The following is a 19,839-nucleotide window of genomic DNA, read 5'->3' as shown; positions in this document are numbered from 1 at the left end:
GACAGAAAGATCCGGGCTTGCCAAGAAAGGGAATGTCGGGACCTTCACGAGGATGACATGGCCTCGTCACATATCCTTTAAGCACCGGAGGTACTGACGCGGTTAACTCTTTTACCAATAGGACAAAAATATGGCTCACGCAAAATACAGTCTGTCGCGCCGCGCGTTCCTTACCTCCAGCGCCGCAAGTTTTGCCGCCCTCTCGTCAATCGTCGCCTTTCGGGCCAATGCGCAGGCCTCTGCGGGCGAACTGCTACTGGTGCCCGCCACGCCGAACCCGAATGGCACGATTGAGCGTCTCTTTCTGCTGCACGGCGATCCGCTTGCCGGGCCGATCCGCCAGATCGTGACAGAGGCCGGGAATCCCGTGCCCGCCCCCACGATGGAGCCGGGCGCGCGCCGGGTGCTGCGGCTGATGCACTTCAACGACATGCACAACCACATCACCGATATGGATGACAAGCGCGGCGACACGCATCGCATGTCCCAGATCGCGCGCCGGATGCAGGACACCCGCGCCGCCGCCGCTGAGAACGAGGTCGTGCTGCTGCTGGGCGGCGGAGACGACCACACCGGTTCGGTCTTTGACGAACTTCTGGGCTGGGCGCCCGAGGAATTTGTCGCCGATGCAGGCTATCGGGTGAATTCGGCCGCTGGTGTTGATGTCGCGGTCCTGGGCAACCATGAATTCGACCGTGGCGCCGAGATGCTGCGCATCGGGATCGAACGGGACGCCCGCTTTCCTCTGCTATCGGCCAATGTTCACAGCTCTGCGCATATCGCGCGCGACCGCGACTACACCGCTGCCGCCGTGGCCGAGGTGAAGGGCTTGCGCATCGGCTTCATCGGGCTGACCACCCAGGTCGACACTCGCATCGGCCAGCCCGATGATCCCAACATGGGGGTTGCCAGCCCGGTCGAGGCCATCCGCAACGTGATGCCCGCGCTTTCGCAGATCTGTGATGTCGTGGTGATCCTGTCCCACTGTGGCTATGGCACCGGCCAAAGCCGCTCGGGCAAGGCGGGCGCGGACCGCTCGATCGGCGAGGGCGATTTTGACATCGCGGCCGCCGCGGGTCTGCTGACGGACAAGCCCGTGATCCTTATCGGGGGCCATTCTCACACCCGCCTGAACGCCGAAGGCCTGAACCCCGACAACATTATCGAAGGCGTGCTGATGACCCAGGCCGAGGCAAACGGGAAGTACCTGGGCGAGATCACAATGTCCCTGGCTGCGGATCAGGGACGCAAGGGCTGGTTCACACATGTCGGCCTGCATCCGATCAAACCCCGTGATGACCGGGTCGCCGCTGATGATCCAAAGTTTGCGACCCTTGAAAAGGATGGCGATTTCGATACTGCCTTCGAAGAGACCCATGTCGCGCCCCTGCGTCTGGCACTGCAAAGCAAGCTGGCTGAGACCATCGGCATCGTCACCGCAGGCGAAGCCGTCAGTACCGCGACCGTGGAGGCCGAGCGCTATGTCGGGGAAAATGCGCTGCTGAACTTCATGAACGACGCGCTGGTGAAACGCTCTGCAGGCTTTGCAAATGGCACGATCGATCTGGCCCTGTTCAACGCCACCGCAATTCTGGCAGGCGTGGCGCAGGGGCCGCTGTCCTTCGGCAGCTGGTATGACGTGATGCCCTATGCCGACCAGGTGCATGTCGCCACGATGACTGGTGCGCAAATTCACGAGATGGTGCAATCAAACGCCAAGCGCATCGTCCGGCCCGAAGAGGCCGATACCCTTGATTTCAAGGGCTTCATCTCGCGTGGTTTCCTGCATTTCTCCGAAGGACTGCGCTATCGGTTGGTGCTGGGCGACAGCGTCGGCGAAGCCCGCGCCGAGGAGATCACCCTGCATGGCCAGCCACTCGCCAGCATGCCTGAACGCCTGTTCCGCGTGGCCTTCAACAGCTACGTTCGGCTTGGCGGTTTCTCTGAAGCTTGGAACGGCAAGGCCATCGGCGCCGGGGTACCCGGCCAGATCCCGGGCATGGACCTGCGCGGTCTGGATTACGAGGAAAGCGGTCTGGTCTATCGAAACGAGATCATCGCTCAGATCCGCCAGGATGGCGGCATTAGTGCCGAAACCGCGCGGCTGGATGGACGCTTGATCATCGCCTAACCGTCACGCTTACCCCGAGGAATCAAGAGCCCCGTCCGGACGCCCCGGCCGGGGCTTTCTCTACGCAGAGCTGCCGTTGATGCACACAGTCCGCCCGAGGTGATAAAACCCTACCTTTGCTTCTGATTGTGTCCTTTGCTGCGATGCCGCGACCTTTGGCCAAACAGTTGATTATCGCAGGAGAGGTGGCATGAGTGTGTCTATCACTGGAGAACTTAGCCGTCGGTGGAATGGCGAAGGGGGCCTGCAGGCGATCAGCCGACCCCTGCAGCAGGGCGGTTTCTTGTCGTTCCTCTGGCCGTCTGGCTGTGGAAAATCCACCTTCTTGGGACTGGTTTCCGGCCTGCAACAGCCGCAAGAGGGGGTATTTAAGTTGTTTGCGCCCCCCCGGCGATTGCACCGGGGGCCTCTCACAGCGGAATGCTGGACCCGGAAGGCCAGGCGCCGCTCAGCTGGATTGAGAGTGGCGCAGGGCTGCTCATGCATAGTTTTGAGGGAGAGTTCCGATCTGATCTCATCCTGACGCAAGAGTTGGGCGCTGCCACGGCCTTTCGCTAAAGCCTCATTGCGGGGGGCTTCGACCGCCAGGTCGCCGAAATCCAGGTCGGCATTACTGTCCTCAATCGCTATACGGCTCATGGTGTACCTGTTCCCGAGCCCGTAGGGTGAGACAGTCCGGGGAAAGGGCGATCATGCCCCTAGGCACTAATTTCACTGGCATTCTGTTGCTGTTTCCGGGCAAGGGATAGCGCTGCCTCAATGGGGTCGACGACGGTAAGGTTCAGCGCTTGCGATAGATCAGCAGCCAAACCACCCATGCCGGCACACCCTAGGACAAGCGTGCGGGTCTGTGTGTGTTCCGCACAGCGTCGTCTGGCCTGAGCGACCAGCCGTTCTTTGGCGTTTGCTCTGTCGTGTTCGAAATCCAGCACCGGGACACCTGATGCAAAAACGCCGAGACAATGACGCTGCAGATTGTAGCTTGCGATGTTGGCCTCAAGTACCGGCACCGATAACTGGGACGTGGTCAGGACGATAAAAGGCTCGGCCAGGTCATGCGCAGTGATGAAACTGGCCTCGCCCAGCCCCACAAGCGGCATGCGGCTGCGAGATCGGGCGATCGGCAAGCCGGTGTCATCGAAACAGCCGATTACCCCCAGGTCGAATCCGCCCTCGGCCAGCAGAGAAAGCGTGCCCGGTTCCGCGGCTTCGCCATCGGCCTGGCCCTGAATTGAGGCCGGCCCGGCAGTGTTGGTGACGCCTGTGACAACAAAGTCGCGAGGCGCGAGACCGCGAGCCTGGTCTACCATGCGCTCGGTCATTTCAACGGTGGAATTCGGGTTCACAAAACAGAGCTTCATCCGCGCAGGCCTTCGCTTTGGCGGCTGGTGAAGGCGGCCCATTCTTCCAGCGACATGGTCGGAAGATCAAAAGTCTGGTTAGAACGGCAGTACCCATGGCCGCCCATGCGCCCCAGCGCATCCAGCGCCGTCGGATTGACATGGTGGCGGTCGTTCACCAGGCCTGGGTGGCTGTGCATGGCCAGCACCTCGCCTAAGATGATCTCACGCGATTTGCCGATGTTGAGCGTGGTGTGGCGGCGGCATTCGAACCGCACCGGGGCTTCGGCGATCTGCGGGCAGGAGACGAACTCGCCCGGCAACATGGTCAGCCCGGCTTCGGCGATCTCGTCGATCTCGGGGCCGAAGGGCACCGCGGTTGCATTCATCGCGTGCAGGTTGGCATGCGCAGCGATGTTGACGGTGAATTCTTCCGTCACCCTGATGTTGTGGGCGGTGTCCTTGAAACGCATATCGGCGTGGTTCTCGACACCGATGGCCAGGATGGCGGGGTCGGAAGATAGGCAGTTGAAGAAACTGTAGGGCGCGGCATTGGCAATGCCCGCCTCGTTGACCGTTGTCACCCAAGCGATTGGGCGCGGCACCACCGCCCCGATCAGCAGCTTGTAGCGTTCGCGCGGTGTAAGTTCGGCGAAGTCGAATCGTGTTTGCCCTGTTGCGGGCTGGATGTCGTCGGTCATGGCGGATCTTCCATAGTCTAGGGTTTTGTCTTGGTTGGTCGATAACGTGACAGAATCGCGGCGACGTTGTCGGACTGGGCGTCTTCGGGGTTGAGCAGGGCGCGATCTTGCACCCCGTGCAGATGGCTGTGCATGCAGGCGTTGGCGCGTTCGGCGTCTCCATCTGCCAGAGCGGCTATCAGCTCGGCGTGTTCCTCGACGCCGCATTCGGCGGAGTGGACTTGTGCAAACCGCGCCAGGATCAGCGAGCAGCGTGAGACGATCTCATTGACGTAATTGGCAAGGATCTTGGAGCCCGTCAGTTCTGCCAAGAGGATGTGAAACTCGCCGGCCAGACGGATCGAGCGGGTCGAATCCTTGCCCAGGTATTTCTCTTCTTCCTTCAAATGTTCCTTTAGCGTTTTGACGATGGGCTTGGGATCCATCTTGCACAGGCGCTGAATCACCTCACGCTCAAGGCACTGGCGCATTTCAAAGATGTCATAGGCTTCCTCGATGGTCGGTTCTGCCACCGAAGCGCCGCGATTGGGCTGCAGGTCTACCAGCCCCTCGACGTCCAGGCGGACCAGCGCATTGCGTACAGTCGTGCGGCTTACACCAAAAGTTTCGCCAATCGAATCTTCGGGAAGTTTCACGCCGGGCTTTAGTGCCTGCTCAATGATGGCTTGGCGCAGGGAATCGTAAACTGGAAAGCTGCGGGTTGATGATTTGTACATTTACTGTGCTCTCATGCTTGAAATTTAAGCGTTTTCAGGCGGTGGCCTGAGGCTTTGATGAAACTAGCAGCTTTCAGTTGCTTTGTGTTGGATACAGTAATTGAATACAATCTGTAAACATTTTTGTAGACAGAAAGTAATCCAGACCATAACCTCACCTCAACGCCTGGCAGGATCCGGGTGCCGCGGATACCGCAATAAAGGCTCAGAGAAAGCCGCATTCGAAATGGATGCAATAATAACAGATTTTGTATTCACAACAGGGAGACCACAAAATGATCTCGAAGACCGGACTGAAGGCCGCGCTATTGGGCGGTATGGCGGCGGCGACGCTCGCCTCGACCGCAGCGGCGGAGACCCTTCGCTGGGGCGCGCCGCGCGACATTGTCTCGCTCGACCCTTATTCCTACGGCGACAGCTACACGATCAATTTCCTTAACCATATCTACGAAGGGCTGGTGCGCTTTGATCGCGACCTGAAGATTAAGCCGGGGTTGGCAGAAAGCTGGGAAGTCATCTCGCCAACCACCTGGCGCTTCAGCCTGCGTAAGGACGTGACATTCCACAACGGCAACACCTTCACCGCCGAGGATGTGCTCGCTTCGCTGACTCGCGTCAGTCACGAAACCTCGCCGTTGAAGGGGAACCTGCCGACCTACAAAAGCGCCACAGTGGTCGATGACCATACCATCGACATCGAGCTGACCGGCGCGTATCCGCTGTTGCTAAACGACCTGACCAACATTCACATTTTCGACAAGGACTGGCTGGTCGACAACAACGCCGAGATGCCGACGGATGTCAGCGCCGGCGTGGAGGGCTACGCCACCTTCAATACCAATGGCACCGGCCCGTTTGTTTTGGAAAGCCGCACCCCCGAGGCGCAGACGGTGTTGACCGTCAACGAGGGCTGGTGGGACGAACCAGAGCACAATCTGACCCGGATCGAATTCCAGCCTGTCACTTCTGCGGCGACCCGCGTTGCTGCGCTGCTGTCCGGTGAGGTCGATTTCGTCGATAGCGCCCCGGTTCAGGATCTTCCACGGCTGGCGGCGGCGGCAAATTTGAAGGTGCTGGAACGCACTGATCTGCGCACCGTAATGCTGGGCTTCAACCGCCGCGATGAGCTGGTGGCTGGCGGCGAAAACCCATTGAATGACCTGCGCGTGCGCCAGGCGATGCAATTGGCGGTGGATATGGATCTGATCCAATCTCGCGTCATGCGCGGCAAGTCCCGCAATGCCGGTACGTTGGTCGCTCCCTCAATCCCCGGATACTCCGAAGCGCTGGACACTGTCGTTTCGGCCGCCCCGGAAAAAGCGAAAGCCCTGCTGGCTGAGGCTGGATACGAGGATGGCTTTGAGTTCGAGTTCGTTTGCACCAACGAAAGCTACGTCAACGAGGAGCAATTCTGCCAGGCGATTGCCTCGATGTGGTCGCGGATCGGGCTGAGCCCGCGTCTGGACATCGGCCCAACCGCCAAGCAGACGCCCAAGCGCGCGGGCGGCAAGGCGGATGTCTATACTATCGGTTGGGCAACACTGCCGATGCTGGATACCTATTCGATCCTGGTGCAGATGCTGCACAGCAAGGAGGGCAACTCCGGCGTATTTAACTGGGGTAACTGGTCCTACCCAGAGATCGACAAGCTGACCCAGGCGGCCTCTGTCGAGCTGGACCGCGAAAAGCGCCTGTCGATGGAGACCGAGGCGCTGCGCATCGCCAAAGAGGAAATCGTGATGATGCCGCTGCATCAGCAACCGATGGCTTGGGCGGTGTCGGCAGATTTCGAGGACTTTCCGCAGTTCCCGGACAACAAGCCGCGCATGTGGTTTGTGACCCGATAATCCCCGACTGGGGCAGCGCCATTAGGGGTTGCCCCGCATTTTTCACACTACAGGGGAGAGGCACCGATGCTGGCTTTTCTGATCAAGCGGACGGCGAACGCAATCTTTGTGATGCTCTCCGTCAGTTTTATCGCCTTCATGATCTTTCGCTTTGTCGGCGATCCGGTCGAATTGATGCTGAACGAGCAGGCAACCCAGGCTCAGCGGGATGCGTTGCGCGCCAAGCTTGGGCTGGATGATCCGTTCATCGTCCAGTTCACCACCTTTGTCAAAAACGCGGCGCAGGGAGATTTCGGCATTTCCTTCCGCAACCAGCAGGACGTGCTGGCGATGATCGCAGAACGCTTCCCTGCAACTTTTGAACTGGTGATCGCGGCAACGCTGATCTCGTTGATTGTCGGCATTCCACTGGGAGTGATCACCGCCATTCACCGCCAGCGCTGGTATGCGGAAACGCTGCAATTCACGTCGATCATCGGCATTTCGCTGCCCAGCTTTGTGGTTGGCATTGGCCTGATCCTGATCTTTTCGGTCTGGCTTGGCTGGTTCCCCGCCTTTGGTCGCGGCGAAACCGTAGACCTGGGCTGGTGGTCGACCGGGCTGCTGACGTCGTCGGGGCGCATGTCTATCATCCTGCCTGCGCTTTCACTGTCGCTGTTCCAGATCACCCTGGTGATGCGGCTGGTGCGGGCCGAGATGCTGGAGGTGCTGCGCACCGATTTCATCAAGTTCGCCCGAGCCCGCGGCATTCCAGCCCGCGCTATCCATTTCCGCCATGCGTTGCGCAATTGCCTGATGCCGGTGGTCACCATGACCGCCATGCAGATCGGTGGGCTGATCGCCTTCGCGCTGGTGACCGAAACCGTGTTCCAGTGGCCTGGCATGGGGCTGCTGTTCATCCAGGCGGTGACGTTTGTCGATGTGCCAATCATGGCGGGTTATCTCTGCATCGTCGCGCTGATCTTCGTCACCCTCAATGCCCTGGTCGACATTACCTATGCGGTGATCGACCCTCGCCTTCGCGGAGCTGACAAATGACTGATACCCGACCCCAAACCGCCGCGGCCGCGGCAACCGTTCAGGGCCGACTGGCCCGGTTCGCCGACAGCGATCTGTGGTGGAGCTTCAAGAACTCGAAATCCGCGGTCGGCGCGGCGACGGTGCTGGCCATTGTGATCATGACCGCATTCTTGGCGCCGGTGCTGGCACCACAGAACCCCTATGATCTGGCGGCGCTGGAGCTTTGGAACGCTGAACTTCCGCCAGTGTGGATGCAGGGCGGGCAGATGCCATTCATCCTGGGCACCGATGTGCAGGGACGCGACATCTTGTCGGGTATTCTCTATGGGACGCGGATTTCGATCTTCATCGGCATTGCATCCGTCGCGGTATCGCTGGCGATTGGCCTATTGGCCGGGCTGGCCGCCGGTTACTATGGCGGCTGGGTCGACAACGTGCTGATGCGCATCGGCGATGTGCTACTGTCGATCCCGATCATCTTGGCGGCCATTCTGGTTAGCTCTGTTGCGCAGGCGCTGCTGCCGCCAGAACTGCGCGAGGCGGGCATTGCTGCGGTGCTGGTGCTAGCCATCGCATTGTATTCCTGGGTGCAATACGCCCGTGTTGTGCGGGCCCAGACCATGGTGGAGCGGCGCAAGGAATATGTGCAGGCCTCGCGGCTGGTGGGCACGCCGGGACGGCGGCTGATGCTGAAGCATATCCTCCCCAACACGCTGACCCCGGTGTTCGTGGCGGCAACGCTGAACTTTGGTCTCGCGATCCTGATTGAGGCGACGCTGTCGTTTCTCGGCGTTGGAATGCCGCCGAACCAACCCTCGCTGGGGACGCTGATACGGGTCGGCAACCAGTATCTGTTCTCAGGCTCTTGGTGGATCGTACTCTTTCCCTCGGTCCAGCTGTGTATCCTGGTGGTGGCCGTGAACATGCTGGGCGACTGGCTGCGCGATGCGCTCAACCCGAAACTCCGCTAAAGGACGACTTTGATGACTTCGCTTCTGATAAAAAATGCACACATCGGTGATGGCGAACGCACCGACATCCTGATCCGGGACGGCCGGATTGCCGAAATCGCGCAAGGGCTGGAGGCCCCCGGCGTGGCCACCGAAGACGCTGCGGGGGCGATTGCCATTCCCGGGCTGGTGGATGCTCACACCCATCTCGACAAGTCGTTGATTGGCTGGCCCTGGTACAAGAACGATATCGGCGGCGGCAACCTGATGGCGATGATCGACAATGAACGCGCGATGAAAGCGCGGCTGGGGCTGGATCCGCATGTGCAGTCGATGCGACATGCACTGCAAACCGCCGCCTACGGCGCGACGTTGATCCGCAGTCATGTGGACATCGACACTGACGGCGGTCTGCGCGCGCTGGAAGGCGTGATGCGGACCGCCGACAAGCTGGCCGATGTGGTCGAGATCGAGACCGTGGCCTTCCCGCAATCCGGGCTGACGATCCGCGAGGGCACCGCCGAACTGATGGATCAGGCCCTGGCGATGGGCGCCGACCTGGTGGGCGGGCTAGACCCCTGCGGCGTCGACCGCGACCCCAAAGGGCACCTCGATGTGGTCTTCGATCTGGCCGAGAAACATGGCAAGGGCGTGGACATCCACCTGCATGAACGCGGCGAAATGGGCATGTTCTCGATGGAGGAAATCCTGACCCGTGCCGAGGCACTGGGCATGACCGGGCTGGTCACCATCTCCCATGCTTTCTGTCTGGGGATGAATGATTACCAGCGGGTCGAGGCGATGCTGGAACGGCTGGCGGCACTGGATGTGCGCATCATGACCACCGCGCCGGCCTCTTCGCCCGCACCGATGGTCAAGCAGTTGATGGCGCATGGCATCCGCATCGGTGCCGGCAATGACGGCATCCAGGATACCTGGGGGCCTTATGGCAATGGCGACATGCTGGAACGGGCCAAGTTCATCGGCCTGCGCAACAACCTGCGCATGGACAGCGAGGTCAAGACTGCGCTTGATATCTGCGCTGGCGGCGGTGCCGAGGCAATGGCCAAGCCGCGCCGCGCACTGGAGGTCGGGGCACCAGGTGATGTGGTGTTGGTATGTGGTGAAACCGTTGTGCAGGCCGTCGTCAACCACGCGCCGCGCCAGTTGGTGGTCAAAGGCGGTCATGTGACAGCCCGCGACGGCAAGACCCTGGTGGAGGCCCCATGACCAGCTTTACCGATCTGCCACTGGGCGCGCGTCCGCCCGGTCGCTGGGCGCTGCGGGCGGCCTGGGTCATTGCCGACACCCCGTCAGGCCGCCATCTGGTGCCGGATGGTGAGGTGGTGATCGAGGGCGGTCAGGTGATCCACGTGGGCACCGCGTTCGAGGGCGAGGTCGCCGCCCGGTATGACATGGGGCAGGCGCTGATTGCGCCGGGCTTTGTCGATCTCGACGCGCTCTCGGACCTCGACACCACGCTGCTGGCGCATGACAACTGGCCAGGCGACAAGAAAGGTCGGGTTTGGCCGCGCTCTTACGTCGATCACGGCCCATATGAGATGTACAGCCCCGAGGAGCTGGCCTTTCAAAAACGCTTTGCCTTTGGCCAGCTGCTCTTGAACGGGATCACCAGTGCCGCGCCGATTGCCTCTCTGTTCTACCGCGAGTGGGGCGAGACGGTTGCCGAATTCACTGCTGCCGCCGAGGCGGCAGAGGAACTGGGCCTGCGGGTCTGGCTTGGCCCGGCATACCGCAGCGGCGGCATGATCGCCGAGGCGGATGGTCGCCTGACGGCCGAGTTCAACGAGGCACGCGGCATGGCAGGCCTCGACGCTGCTATCGGCTTTGCCGCGAAATGGCAGGGGCATGATCTGATCTCGCCGCTGCTGGCGCCCGACCGGGTGGAGACCTGTACCGAAGACCTGCTGCGCCGCACCATGGCTGCGGCTGAGGACCTGAACTGCCCGGTGCGGCTGCATATGGCGCAGGGCCAGATGGAGCGGGACACCGTGCAGATGCTGCATGGCATGAGCGCACCGCAGTGGCTGGGCAGCCTGGGGCTGCTGAATGGCCGACTGCTGGCACCGCATGCCACAGTGGCGGATGATTCCGACCTTGATCTTTATGCCAGTCACGGCGTCAGCATCGTGCATTGCCCGCTGGTCTCGGCGCGGCACGGCGGCGCGCTACGTTCGTTCCGGCGGCTGCGCGACCGGGGCATCGGCATAGCCATGGGCACCGATACCGCGCCGCCGGACATGGTGCTGAACATGGCAGTGGGCATGATGATGTGCCGGATAGTGGAGGGCGATATGACAAGCATCACCTCGGCTGAAATGTTCGATGCTGCCACTTTGGGCGGCGCAGCGGCGCTCGGTCGCGACGACATTGGTGTGCTGCGAACCGGGGGCCGGGCGGACCTTGCTGTCTTTGACCTCGCCGACAGCGCCATGGCACCGGCCATCGACCCGGTTCAGACGTTGATCCTGGGCGCCACGGGCCGGGTGGCAAAGGCCACCATCGTCGATGGCCGCCTGTCGATGCGCGATGGCGCGGTTGCCGGTATCGACATGGCGATCGCCCGCCGCCGCGCGCAGGTGCAGTTCGACGGTCTCTTGGCCAAATACCCTGACCGCACTGTTGGCCACCCGCCGGTGGCCGAGATCTTTCCCCCGACATATCCGCCGCTGATGCGGCCCCAGACGTGAAGGAAGATGAGATGATGCTGAGGCAAGCGCCTGCACCGCAGGATCCTGGCAGCCAGCCCGTGCCCGAGGGGACGCCAGCACTGGAGGTCGACAGCCTGACCGTGGAATTTCCGACCCGGCGCGGGGTATTGACTGCCATCGATGATGTTTCGATCCAGATCGCACCGGGGGAGATCCTGGGGGTGGTCGGGGAATCCGGTGCGGGCAAGTCCATCACCGGTCTTGCGGTTCTCGGTCTGCTGGAGGCACCGGGGCGGATTGCCAAGGGCGAAATCCGGGTTGGCGGCCGCCGGGTAGACACCCTGACCGAAGAAGAACTGACCCGTGTGCGCGGTCGGGAGATGGGCGCGATCTTCCAGGACCCGCTGACTGCACTGAACCCGCTGTTCTCGATAGGGGCACAGCTGATCGAAACCATCCGCCTTCACAAACCGATGCCGCGCGAGGCCGCGCAACACCAGGCGGTGACACTGCTGCGCGAGGTCGGCATCCCCGCTCCCGAAGAGCGGTTGAAGCAATACCCGCACCAGTTCTCCGGTGGCATGCGGCAGCGGGTGGTGATTGCGCTTGCGCTGGCAGCCGAGCCACGGCTGATCATCGCGGATGAGCCGACAACGGCACTGGATGTCTCGATCCAGGCGCAGATCACCACGCTGCTGCGACGGCTGTGCGACGAACACCGTACTGGCATCATGTTGGTCACCCACGACATGGGCGTGATTGCGGAAACCGCCGACCGGGTGGCGGTGATGTATTCGGGTCGGGTGGTGGAAACCGGTCGCGTCGAAGACGTGCTGCATGATCCGCAGCACCCCTATACCCGGGGGCTGATGGCAGCGATACCCAGCCTGCACGCGCGCAGCGGCACCCTGGCGCAGATCGACGGTGCCATGCCGCGCCTGAACGCGCGCCCCTCAGGCTGTGCCTTTCACCCGCGCTGCCCGCAGGCCGGACCGCGCTGCCTGTCCGAACGGCCGCAGTTGGTTTCGGCGGCGCGCAGCGAAGCGGCCTGTTTCATTCAGGATGGAGGTACCCAATGATGCAGATGAATGATCCAATCCTAACTGTCGACCGGGTCTCGAAACGCTTTGACGTTTCCGCGCCCTGGCTGAATCGTGTGCTGGAAGGCAAACCGCGATTGCTGGTGAACGCGGTAAATGAGGTCAGCTTCACCATCGCCCGGGGCAGTTGCTTTAGCATCGTCGGTGAATCCGGCTGCGGTAAATCCACAGTGGCGCGGCTGGTGACCGGGCTTTATGCCACCAGCGGGGGCGACATCCGTCTTGGCAGCGGCACCGAGGGGCGGCCAGTGCGAGTGCAGATGATCTTTCAGGATCCGCACTCCAGCCTGAATCCGCGCTGGCGCATCGGCGACATCATCGCTGAGCCAATCCGCGAGATGGGACTGCGCAACAACGAGGCTGAGACCATGGCTCGCGTCGAGGAACTGCTGCGCACGGTGGGACTGGCGGCGGATGATGCTCGCAAGTTTCCGCATGAGTTCTCTGGCGGCCAGCGGCAGCGCATTTCAATTGCGCGGGCGCTTGCCTGTGAGCCGGAGCTGCTGGTCTGCGACGAGCCGACCTCGGCGCTGGACGTGTCAGTTCAGGCCCAGATCCTGAACCTCATGCGGCGGCTCCAACAGGAGCTGGGGCTGACCTATTTGTTCATCAGCCACGACCTGAGTGTGGTGCGCCATATGTCTGATATGATTGCGGTAATGTATCTGGGGCGCATCGTCGAGATGGCCCCGGTCGAGGCGCTGTTCAGCCAGCCGCTGCATCCATATTCGCAGCTGTTGCTGAACACGATTCCCGACATCCATGCCCCTAAGCGCGACCGCTGTGTCGACAACGGCGAGCCGCCAAGCCCGCTGAACCCGCCTATGGGTTGTGCCTTTCATCCGCGCTGCGCGCTGGCCAACGAGGCCTGCCGGGAAACGGTGCCACCACTGCGGCATATTGCAGACGGGCACCAGGCAGCCTGCCTACTGGCAGGCTGAGGCACGGCGGGCGTGCGGGGGCTTTGTTGCACAAACTGCGTGAAGGATTCACTGTGTTCATCCTGCGTGATAGCCGCTGAGCATGAGCCGTCGGGTCCCGCGACGTATATCCTTCCGCATGTCCAGCTATAGCCATGTGCGGCCGCTTCGTGCCCGCGCGCGACCAGATCCTTGGCGAGATCAGGTTGCAATTCGACCGCGTGACCCACCATGTGAGAGGTGACCTTGATGTTGTGTCGGTCCCAAAGATCAAGCAGCCTCGGCATGCCCTCGGCCATGCCGTAGGCATGCCAGGTCGTCATTTCCCAATCTCCTTTGTTGCGAGGGAAGAGGTTTCTGGAACACCGCCATTGCCATCCGGCAGGAAGACGATGATGAGAGAAAGCACAGCCGCGCCGCCAACCGCGTAAATGGACGGAGCGAGTGCCAACCCCAAGGCTGCGAGCCACAGCAAGAGTGTCAGGACGCCGCGCTGGTCCCACGCTCTGCCGCTGGCCAGCATGGCAATAGCACAGGTCATGATTGTCGCCCGAACTATGCTGAGAGCGATATCGGTCGCGCTGCCCTGCCCCAAGAGCCCGGGGATGAACAGGAAAGCAAATGGCAAAAGGTAAATCGCGCTACTGAGCCGCATGGCCTGTTTGGCTACTGCGAACCAGGAGGTCTTTGCGATACCGGACGCTACGAACACCGCCACACAAACCGGCGGAGTGATCGCCGAGAGAGCCGCAAAGTATAGTACGAACAGGTGGGTGGCGAGCGGATCGAAACCGATCCGGATCATCGCCGGTGCCAGAATGGAGGCAACCAGGATATAGGCGGCGGTCGTCGGGACACCCATGCCGAGAACAAGGCACGCCAGGGCCACAACGACCGGCGCCAGCAGGGGCAAAGATGAAAATCCATCCACGATCAGCGACGACAAGGCCACGCCCACGCCTGTCAGGTTGATGATGGAAACCAGGATCTGAGCGCCCGCAAGCAATACCGTGATGGTAACAAAGCCGACACCGGCATCTTGCGCTCCCGCCAGAATGGCCTTTGAACAGATACGCAGATCTTCTTTCCCCCGAATATTGAGCGCTAGGTAAACCCCAAGCAGAACCACGGTTCCAATGAAGGCAGAGAAGGCAATCGACCGGCCGCTGAACACGGCCACGATCAGGGCGGTCAGCCCGGCAATCAGCGGCAGCAGACGTTTCAGGTCCAGCGCTTCGCGCCAGGCTGGCATGTCCTCTTCGGGAACCAGGGGCAGTTGCCAGCGCTTTGCGAGCAAATGCAGTATGACGAAGATCGACGTATAGAACAGCAAGGCGGGAATTATGCCAGCCTTCACGATGGTCAGATAGCTGACGCCGACAAGTTCCGCCATGACGAAGGCGGCCGCCCCCATGATCGGAGGAGCCAATTGCCCGCCCGTGGATGCAACAGCCTCGACCGCGCCCGACAGTCGCGCCGGATATCCGAGCCGTTGCATGAGCGGGATCGTCAGGTTGCCCGTAGTGGCGACATTGGCCACCGCGCTGCCGCTGACCATGCCGAAGAGCCCGGAGGCGACTGTCGCCATTTTCGCTGCACCGCCGGGAGAGCGTCCGCTGACTCGCATCGCAATGTCCATGAAGGTCTGGCCGCCGCCGGTATTCAGGATCATTGATCCGAACAGAACAAAGGGGGCAATTGTTGTCGCAGCCACGCCTGTAAGCAGCCCCCACAGACCGATATCGCCAAGAAACAGCGTTTCTGTCAGGAACCAGATATCCACGCCACGATGACCGAAAGTGCCCGGAATGACACTACCCCAGAGCGCATAGGCAAGTGCTAGGATAACAAAACTCGGGAATGCCCAGCCCACCATCCGGACCATCAGGGTGACCGATGCCAGCAGGAGTATGATCAGAAGCGCGAGGTCCAGTGGTTCAGCGAAGGGTAAGGAAGTTGCAATGATGTCCGATCGCCAGATGATCGAAGCACAGGCAGCGGCACCGCCGGAAGCCAGGATAAGATCGACGATCCATCCCCCTCTTCCGAAGTTTTTTGCTGGGTAAAGTGCAAACCCGAGCAAAATGATTAGCAGCAAAAAGGCCGGGCGTTGGACCAGGTTTGTGAATTGACCAAACCCGGAAGTGAGGGTGACATAAGCAACCGCGCAGAGCGCCAGCACGATCGCCACCAGGGATCGACCGTCCTTAGTCGGGGAAGACGTGGTATCAGACATGGGGGTTTTCCTCCAAGGAGGGGGCGGCACCGGGCACCGCCCCAGTCATTTTCAGGGGCGCAAATGGTCCGGAACCTCGTAGCCCTTTTCTTCGAGGTAGCGGATCGTGCCGGGGTGCAACGGCGTCGTGGCGACATCGATAGTCAACTGTGCGAGGTCGAATTCTCCGGTGACGGCAAAGGCACCGCGCTGGATTTCCCGGTCTTCAAAGATTGCCTTGGCAATGCGATAGGCGGTCTCTTCATCGAAATCAGGCTTAACGACCGTGGCAAATCCCATCGACCAGGTCGTATAAGGTTCTGCGCCTTCAATAGCGCCCGCCGACACATCCATTAGGGTCACGTCGCTGACCTTTTCCGAGATTGCCTGTTTCTGCTCGTCGGTAAGCCCCAGGATTTTCACTGGGACAAAAGAGGCGAGATCGAGCGTTGATCCGTCGACCTTGTAACCGACACCTGACTTTACGTATCCCGCAACGCGGTTGTCCTTGATCGCGTCGACCGTATCCCCCGTCGAGCCGCGCACGAATTCAGGCTGAACACCCATCGCTGCGAAGACCCGTTCAGCGGTGCTTTCGGTAGCCGAGCCTCGGATGCCGGGGTTGTATTGGACGCCCTCGAGTTCGGCGATGCTGTTGATCCCCGCGTCCGCCCTCACGATCACGTTCTGCGGCAGTTGTGCATAAATCCAGAGCGTCTGGGTTTCGCTTTGCTGTGGGATCGATTCGTGCCCTTCGGCCGCCAGTTTGGCGATATTCGTCGTGACGAGCCCCATATCCACCTGGCCATGATCAAGTCGCCGCAGGTTGTCGAGAGACGCTCCGGTTTCGACGACCTGCAGGTCGATCCCGGCGGATTTCAAAACCTGAGCTACGGCAACGTAGTAGCCGTACTGGCTTGATGACGATGAGGTCGTTCCGACCGCTAGGCGATCCTGCGCAAATGCCGGTGCGGCAAAGGCAAGACCCAATCCCAGTACGAGGCCGTGTTTCAGGCCAGCAAAAGTGTTCATGATGTTCCTCCATAAGATTGTCCTACAATCTACAATAGACATCATTTACTTCATCAAGTAATCTCTCGTCAAGGAAATGAAGAAAGGAAGTGTCATGCCCATCTACGAAGAGCGGATTTACGAGATCCAACCGGGTCGCCTTGAGGAATACCTTCAGCGCTACAAGGAACTGGGCTATGATGTTCAGACAAAGCATTTGGGCCGACCGATCGGGTACTTTGTTTCCCAGATCGGGGATCTGAATCTTGTCATTCAGTTGCGGCGCTACGATTCACACGCGGACCGCGATTGCCGACGTGCAGCCATGGAAACGGATCCGGACTGGATTCACTATCGAAAGGTGAATTCTCTTCAAATCAGTCAGAAAAACCGGATACTTAAGTCGATGGAGTTTTGCCTGCTCAACGAGGAAGAAGAACACTAATGACAGAAGCCACTTCCCTTGCCTCAGATCTGGATCTCTTGCGCGGCACTAGTATTGCTTCGCTGGTGCGCGCAAAAATTGAGGACGAAATTATCTCTGGCCAGCGGCAGGGTGGGGATCACGTCACTGAGCAAGAACTCACCAGTAAGTTTGGCATCAGCCGTGGACCTGTGCGCGAGGCGCTCCGCGCGCTCGAAGGCCAGGGCCTCCTCGAACAGAAAAAAAATAAAGGCTGGTTTGTCAAAGTCCTGAATCAACACGAGGTCGCATGCGTTTTTGAGATGCGGGCTATCCTCGACAACGGACTGGCAGCCCTTCTGGTGTCAAAACGCACCTCTCGTTCCTGGGAAGAAGGTTTGAAGAGCCTGAAACGCCAGGTCTCCGATATGGACGAAGCGATCAGGTCGAACGACACGGCTAGCTACGCCAAGAACAATCAGGCGTTTCACGACACGTTGCTGGGCATGGCTGGAAACGATCATCTGGCACGAACATATCGTAACCTGATGGGGCAACTCGCCTCACACGTCGCAAACAGTCTGACGCTAGATGATGCGATGAAGATTTCTAACGCCGAACATGTGGACATGATCGACGCGATATCCGAAGCGGATGAACGGAGATTGCGGCAGATCTTCGCCTCGCACAGGGTGGAGACTCTGAACAGAATGACCCAAGTGTCGAACCAGAGCGGCGAAAGCTGAAAGGCCCATTAGGTAATTTGGGGATCTGCTCGAAAGTCCAGCACAATCGCGTCCATCAATGCCCGAACCCGGCGCGGTTGCGTGCGCGCCGCAGGCATGACCGCCTGCAGGCCGATAGGAGCAACTTCAAACTCTCTTAGAAGCGGGATGAGTCGCCCTGCAGAAATATCGTGATGTACATCCCATTGCGATTTGCGCACAATCCCGCGCCCCTCCAAAGCCCAGCGTCGTATCAGGTCGCCATCATTGGCAATCCGGTCACCACGCACCGTGATCATTTGCCTGGCACCGTCGATCTCAAAAGGCCAGGCACGGTCTACATCCGAGCCGAACCGCATGAGAAGGCAGTTGTGGCTTTCCAGGTCGACGGGATGGGCCGGTGTACCGTTCCGTTCCAGGTAGCCAGGTGCAGCGCAGACGATCCGTGAATTGTTGGCCAAACGCCGGACGATCAAACTGCTGTCCGCCAGGTCGCCGTAGCGTATCGCCAGATCGAGACCCGCTGCGGCAACGTCGACAAACCCGTCGCTCAGATGCAGATCGGCCGAGACTTCGGGGTTTTCTTCAAGAAATCTGTCGATGATCTGCGCCAACCGGTTGCGGCCCAGATCGGATGGCGCACTCAACCGGATCGGCCCGGCAATGCGCTCAACTCCAAGCCGGATGCGCGCTTCCAGTTCTTCTGATTCAGCCAGCAAGCGCTGCGCACCATCAACCAGTTCGCGCCCTTCCTCCGTCAGGCTGATGGAGCGTGTTGTCCGGTTCAACAGCCGCGCGCCGTAATGCTTCTCAAGCGCAGCAAGGCGTTCCGACACTGTTGCCGGTGACAACCCCATCTCGCGTCCACCAGCTGCCAGCCCACCCTTTTCGACGATACGCAGAAAGAGCGAAAGATTGTCCAGTATCATTATTCGTGATCTCCGAAGTATTATTTCGGAAGTTACTCAATTCTCTTGGAATGCCGCAAGGGGCAAGTTGTTGGCAAGCAAGGGAACAGCACGATGCAACTTGACCATGTGACCATACGCACCCGAAACCTCACCGGAACACGGGACTTTTTTGTCGATGTCTTCGGGCTTGAAGAAAAGCCGCGCCCCAAGGTAATCCAGCGGATTCCGGGCCACTGGCTTTATGCCGGTGACGACCCAATTGTCCATTTGATCGGTTCCCGTGGGCTAGGTCCGAACTCCAGCCCCGAAGCTTGGGACCACGTCGGATTTCGCCTGACCGGCTACTCCCGCTTTCGCACCAGCCTCGAAGAAAAAAGCATCCGGTATTCCACCATGGATCTGCCCGAACTGAACGAGCGGCGCCTGTTCTTCCATGCCCCCTGCGGACAGCTCATCGAAACCGTGTTCCGCGAAACCACCCCTTTCTCAGGAGAAGAAAATGACTGACATGACCGGAAAGAAGGCTATCGTGATCGGCGGCACATCGGGTATCGGCGCGGCGGTGGCAGATGCCTTGACCGCGCGCGGTGCCGAAGTGGTACGCGCCAGCCGTTCGACGGGCGTCAATGCCTCGGACGGCGCCGCTCTGGCTGCCTGGATTGCACGACAGGGCCTGATCGACCATCTTGTCTTCACCGCAGGCTCGCAAGCGCCGGGTGGACCGATTGAATCCCTCGACCTCGATGCCGCGCACGCAGCCTTCGACACGAAATTTTGGGGTAGTATTCGCGCGGCGCAGGCCGCAGCCCCGAACCTGCGGCCAGGTGGCACGATCACTTTCACCAGTGGTTTCCTGGCCAGGCGAACTGTCCCTGGGACATTAGCCAAAACCGCGATGAACGCCGCCCTCGAAGCCTCCGCCAAAATCCTCGCCAAGGAGTTGGCCCCGATCCGTGTCAATGTTGTCAGCCCCGGCCTGACCGAGACAGAGGCTTATGCGGGCATGGATGCGGATGCGCGCAAGCAGATGCTTGACGGGGCGGCGTCCCGCTTGCCCGCTGGTCGCGTGGCCCAACCGCAGGACGTGGCTGCAGGTCATCTCTTTGCCATCGAAACCCCCTCCGTTACCGGTGCCGTGATCGACATCGACGGCGGTGCGTTGATCAACTGAACAGGA

20 protein-coding genes and 1 pseudogene are annotated in these 19,839 nt (G+C 60.5%); 14 read left to right on the top strand and 7 right to left on the bottom strand.

The window, feature by feature from the left end; genetic code table 11:
• Positions 1-130: 130 nt before the first annotated feature.
• From ACN0VH_RS10650 to ACN0VH_RS10640, 3 genes and pseudogenes are all read left to right on the top strand, one after another.
• Complete coding sequence (locus ACN0VH_RS10650; protein WP_417700590.1) at positions 131-2,131, top strand: bifunctional metallophosphatase/5'-nucleotidase; 2,001 nt, start codon at positions 131-133, stop codon at positions 2,129-2,131.
• Between the two features lie 420 nt (positions 2,132-2,551).
• Positions 2,552-2,689, top strand: coding sequence for a hypothetical protein (locus tag ACN0VH_RS10645; protein ID WP_417700589.1), 138 nt, complete (start codon positions 2,552-2,554; stop codon positions 2,687-2,689).
• Between the two features lie 3 nt (positions 2,690-2,692).
• Positions 2,693-2,800, top strand: a pseudogene (locus ACN0VH_RS10640) (IS5/IS1182 family transposase); the annotation flags it as partial.
• A gap of 29 nt (positions 2,801-2,829) precedes the next feature.
• Here ACN0VH_RS10640 and ACN0VH_RS10635 read toward each other — a convergent pair.
• The 3 genes from ACN0VH_RS10635 to ACN0VH_RS10625 are packed head-to-tail and all read right to left on the bottom strand — an operon-like array spanning position 2,830 to position 4,888.
• Positions 2,830-3,492 (bottom strand): aspartate/glutamate racemase family protein, encoded by a 663-nt coding sequence (locus tag ACN0VH_RS10635; protein ID WP_417700588.1) that lies wholly within the window; start codon positions 3,490-3,492, stop codon positions 2,830-2,832.
• Positions 3,489-4,172: a flavin reductase family protein gene (locus ACN0VH_RS10630; RefSeq protein ID WP_278922688.1), complete on the bottom strand. Its 684-nt coding sequence runs from the start codon at positions 4,170-4,172 to the stop codon at positions 3,489-3,491. The genes ACN0VH_RS10635 and ACN0VH_RS10630 overlap by 4 nt, the downstream gene beginning before the upstream one ends.
• 17 nt (positions 4,173-4,189) lie before the next feature.
• Complete coding sequence (locus ACN0VH_RS10625; protein WP_278922689.1) at positions 4,190-4,888, bottom strand: GntR family transcriptional regulator; 699 nt, start codon at positions 4,886-4,888, stop codon at positions 4,190-4,192.
• A 275-nt stretch (positions 4,889-5,163) separates the two neighbouring features.
• Between ACN0VH_RS10625 and ACN0VH_RS10620 the strand changes: the two genes are divergently transcribed.
• The 7 genes from ACN0VH_RS10620 to ACN0VH_RS10590 all read left to right on the top strand — a co-directional run bounded on the left by ACN0VH_RS10620 (position 5,164) and on the right by ACN0VH_RS10590 (position 13,418).
• Positions 5,164-6,735, top strand: a complete 1,572-nt coding sequence (locus tag ACN0VH_RS10620; RefSeq protein ID WP_278922690.1) for an ABC transporter substrate-binding protein — start codon at positions 5,164-5,166, stop codon at positions 6,733-6,735.
• 66 nt (positions 6,736-6,801) lie between these two features.
• On the top strand, positions 6,802-7,773 hold the full coding sequence (locus ACN0VH_RS10615) for an ABC transporter permease (RefSeq protein WP_278922691.1): 972 nt from the start codon (positions 6,802-6,804) through the stop codon (positions 7,771-7,773).
• Positions 7,770-8,726: an ABC transporter permease gene (locus ACN0VH_RS10610; protein ID WP_417700587.1), complete on the top strand. Its 957-nt coding sequence runs from the start codon at positions 7,770-7,772 to the stop codon at positions 8,724-8,726. The genes ACN0VH_RS10615 and ACN0VH_RS10610 overlap by 4 nt, the downstream gene beginning before the upstream one ends.
• Before the next feature lie 12 nt (positions 8,727-8,738).
• Positions 8,739-9,935 (top strand): amidohydrolase family protein, encoded by a 1,197-nt coding sequence (locus ACN0VH_RS10605; protein WP_278922693.1) that lies wholly within the window; start codon positions 8,739-8,741, stop codon positions 9,933-9,935.
• Positions 9,932-11,416 carry a chlorohydrolase family protein gene (locus ACN0VH_RS10600; RefSeq protein ID WP_278922694.1) on the top strand — a complete coding sequence of 495 codons (1,485 nt, stop codon included), beginning with the start codon at positions 9,932-9,934 and terminating at the stop codon, positions 11,414-11,416. Before ACN0VH_RS10605 ends, ACN0VH_RS10600 begins: the two co-directional genes overlap by 4 nt.
• Positions 11,417-11,430: 14 nt before the next feature.
• Positions 11,431-12,456 carry an ABC transporter ATP-binding protein gene (locus ACN0VH_RS10595; RefSeq protein WP_278922898.1) on the top strand — a complete coding sequence of 342 codons (1,026 nt, stop codon included), beginning with the start codon at positions 11,431-11,433 and terminating at the stop codon, positions 12,454-12,456.
• Entirely contained in the window at positions 12,453-13,418 is a 966-nt protein-coding gene (locus ACN0VH_RS10590) for an ABC transporter ATP-binding protein (RefSeq protein ID WP_313790339.1), read from the top strand. Before ACN0VH_RS10595 ends, ACN0VH_RS10590 begins: the two co-directional genes overlap by 4 nt.
• Here the strand turns inward: ACN0VH_RS10590 and ACN0VH_RS10585 are convergent.
• The 3 genes from ACN0VH_RS10585 to ACN0VH_RS10575 are packed head-to-tail and all read right to left on the bottom strand — an operon-like array spanning position 13,316 to position 16,644.
• Complete coding sequence (locus tag ACN0VH_RS10585; protein WP_417700599.1) at positions 13,316-13,696, bottom strand: polysaccharide deacetylase family protein; 381 nt, start codon at positions 13,694-13,696, stop codon at positions 13,316-13,318. The genes ACN0VH_RS10590 and ACN0VH_RS10585 overlap by 103 nt on opposite strands.
• Positions 13,697-13,716: 20 nt before the next feature.
• Positions 13,717-15,633 carry a TRAP transporter permease gene (locus ACN0VH_RS10580; RefSeq protein WP_417700586.1) on the bottom strand — a complete coding sequence of 639 codons (1,917 nt, stop codon included), beginning with the start codon at positions 15,631-15,633 and terminating at the stop codon, positions 13,717-13,719.
• Between the two features lie 51 nt (positions 15,634-15,684).
• Complete coding sequence (locus ACN0VH_RS10575) at positions 15,685-16,644, bottom strand: TAXI family TRAP transporter solute-binding subunit (protein WP_417700585.1); 960 nt, start codon at positions 16,642-16,644, stop codon at positions 15,685-15,687.
• Positions 16,645-16,738: 94 nt separating this feature from the next.
• Between ACN0VH_RS10575 and ACN0VH_RS10570 the strand changes: the two genes are divergently transcribed.
• The gene (locus tag ACN0VH_RS10570) at positions 16,739-17,068 is read left to right on the top strand and encodes an NIPSNAP family protein (RefSeq protein WP_278922697.1); all 330 of its coding nucleotides are present in this window, start codon (positions 16,739-16,741) and stop codon (positions 17,066-17,068) included.
• On the top strand, positions 17,068-17,772 hold the full coding sequence (locus tag ACN0VH_RS10565) for a GntR family transcriptional regulator (RefSeq protein WP_278922698.1): 705 nt from the start codon (positions 17,068-17,070) through the stop codon (positions 17,770-17,772). Before ACN0VH_RS10570 ends, ACN0VH_RS10565 begins: the two co-directional genes overlap by 1 nt.
• A gap of 8 nt (positions 17,773-17,780) precedes the next feature.
• Here the strand turns inward: ACN0VH_RS10565 and ACN0VH_RS10560 are convergent, their stop codons facing one another.
• Positions 17,781-18,680, bottom strand: a complete 900-nt coding sequence (locus tag ACN0VH_RS10560) for a LysR family transcriptional regulator (RefSeq protein WP_417700584.1) — start codon at positions 18,678-18,680, stop codon at positions 17,781-17,783.
• A gap of 93 nt (positions 18,681-18,773) precedes the next feature.
• Here ACN0VH_RS10560 and ACN0VH_RS10555 point away from each other — a divergent pair, with 93 nt between their 5' ends.
• Together ACN0VH_RS10555 and ACN0VH_RS10550 are read left to right on the top strand one after the other, a co-directional pair.
• A complete protein-coding gene (locus tag ACN0VH_RS10555; protein WP_278922700.1) occupies positions 18,774-19,169 on the top strand; it encodes a VOC family protein in 396 nt (131 codons plus the stop codon).
• The gene (locus tag ACN0VH_RS10550; RefSeq protein ID WP_417700583.1) at positions 19,162-19,833 is read left to right on the top strand and encodes an SDR family oxidoreductase; all 672 of its coding nucleotides are present in this window, start codon (positions 19,162-19,164) and stop codon (positions 19,831-19,833) included. Before ACN0VH_RS10555 ends, ACN0VH_RS10550 begins: the two co-directional genes overlap by 8 nt.
• Positions 19,834-19,839 lie beyond the last annotated feature (6 nt).

This window comes from Pseudophaeobacter sp., assembly GCF_048267565.1.
In the GTDB taxonomy this organism is placed as follows: Bacteria; Pseudomonadota; Alphaproteobacteria; order Rhodobacterales; family Rhodobacteraceae; genus Pseudophaeobacter; species Pseudophaeobacter profundi.
This window is presented reverse-complemented; position numbering and strand designations above follow the sequence as displayed.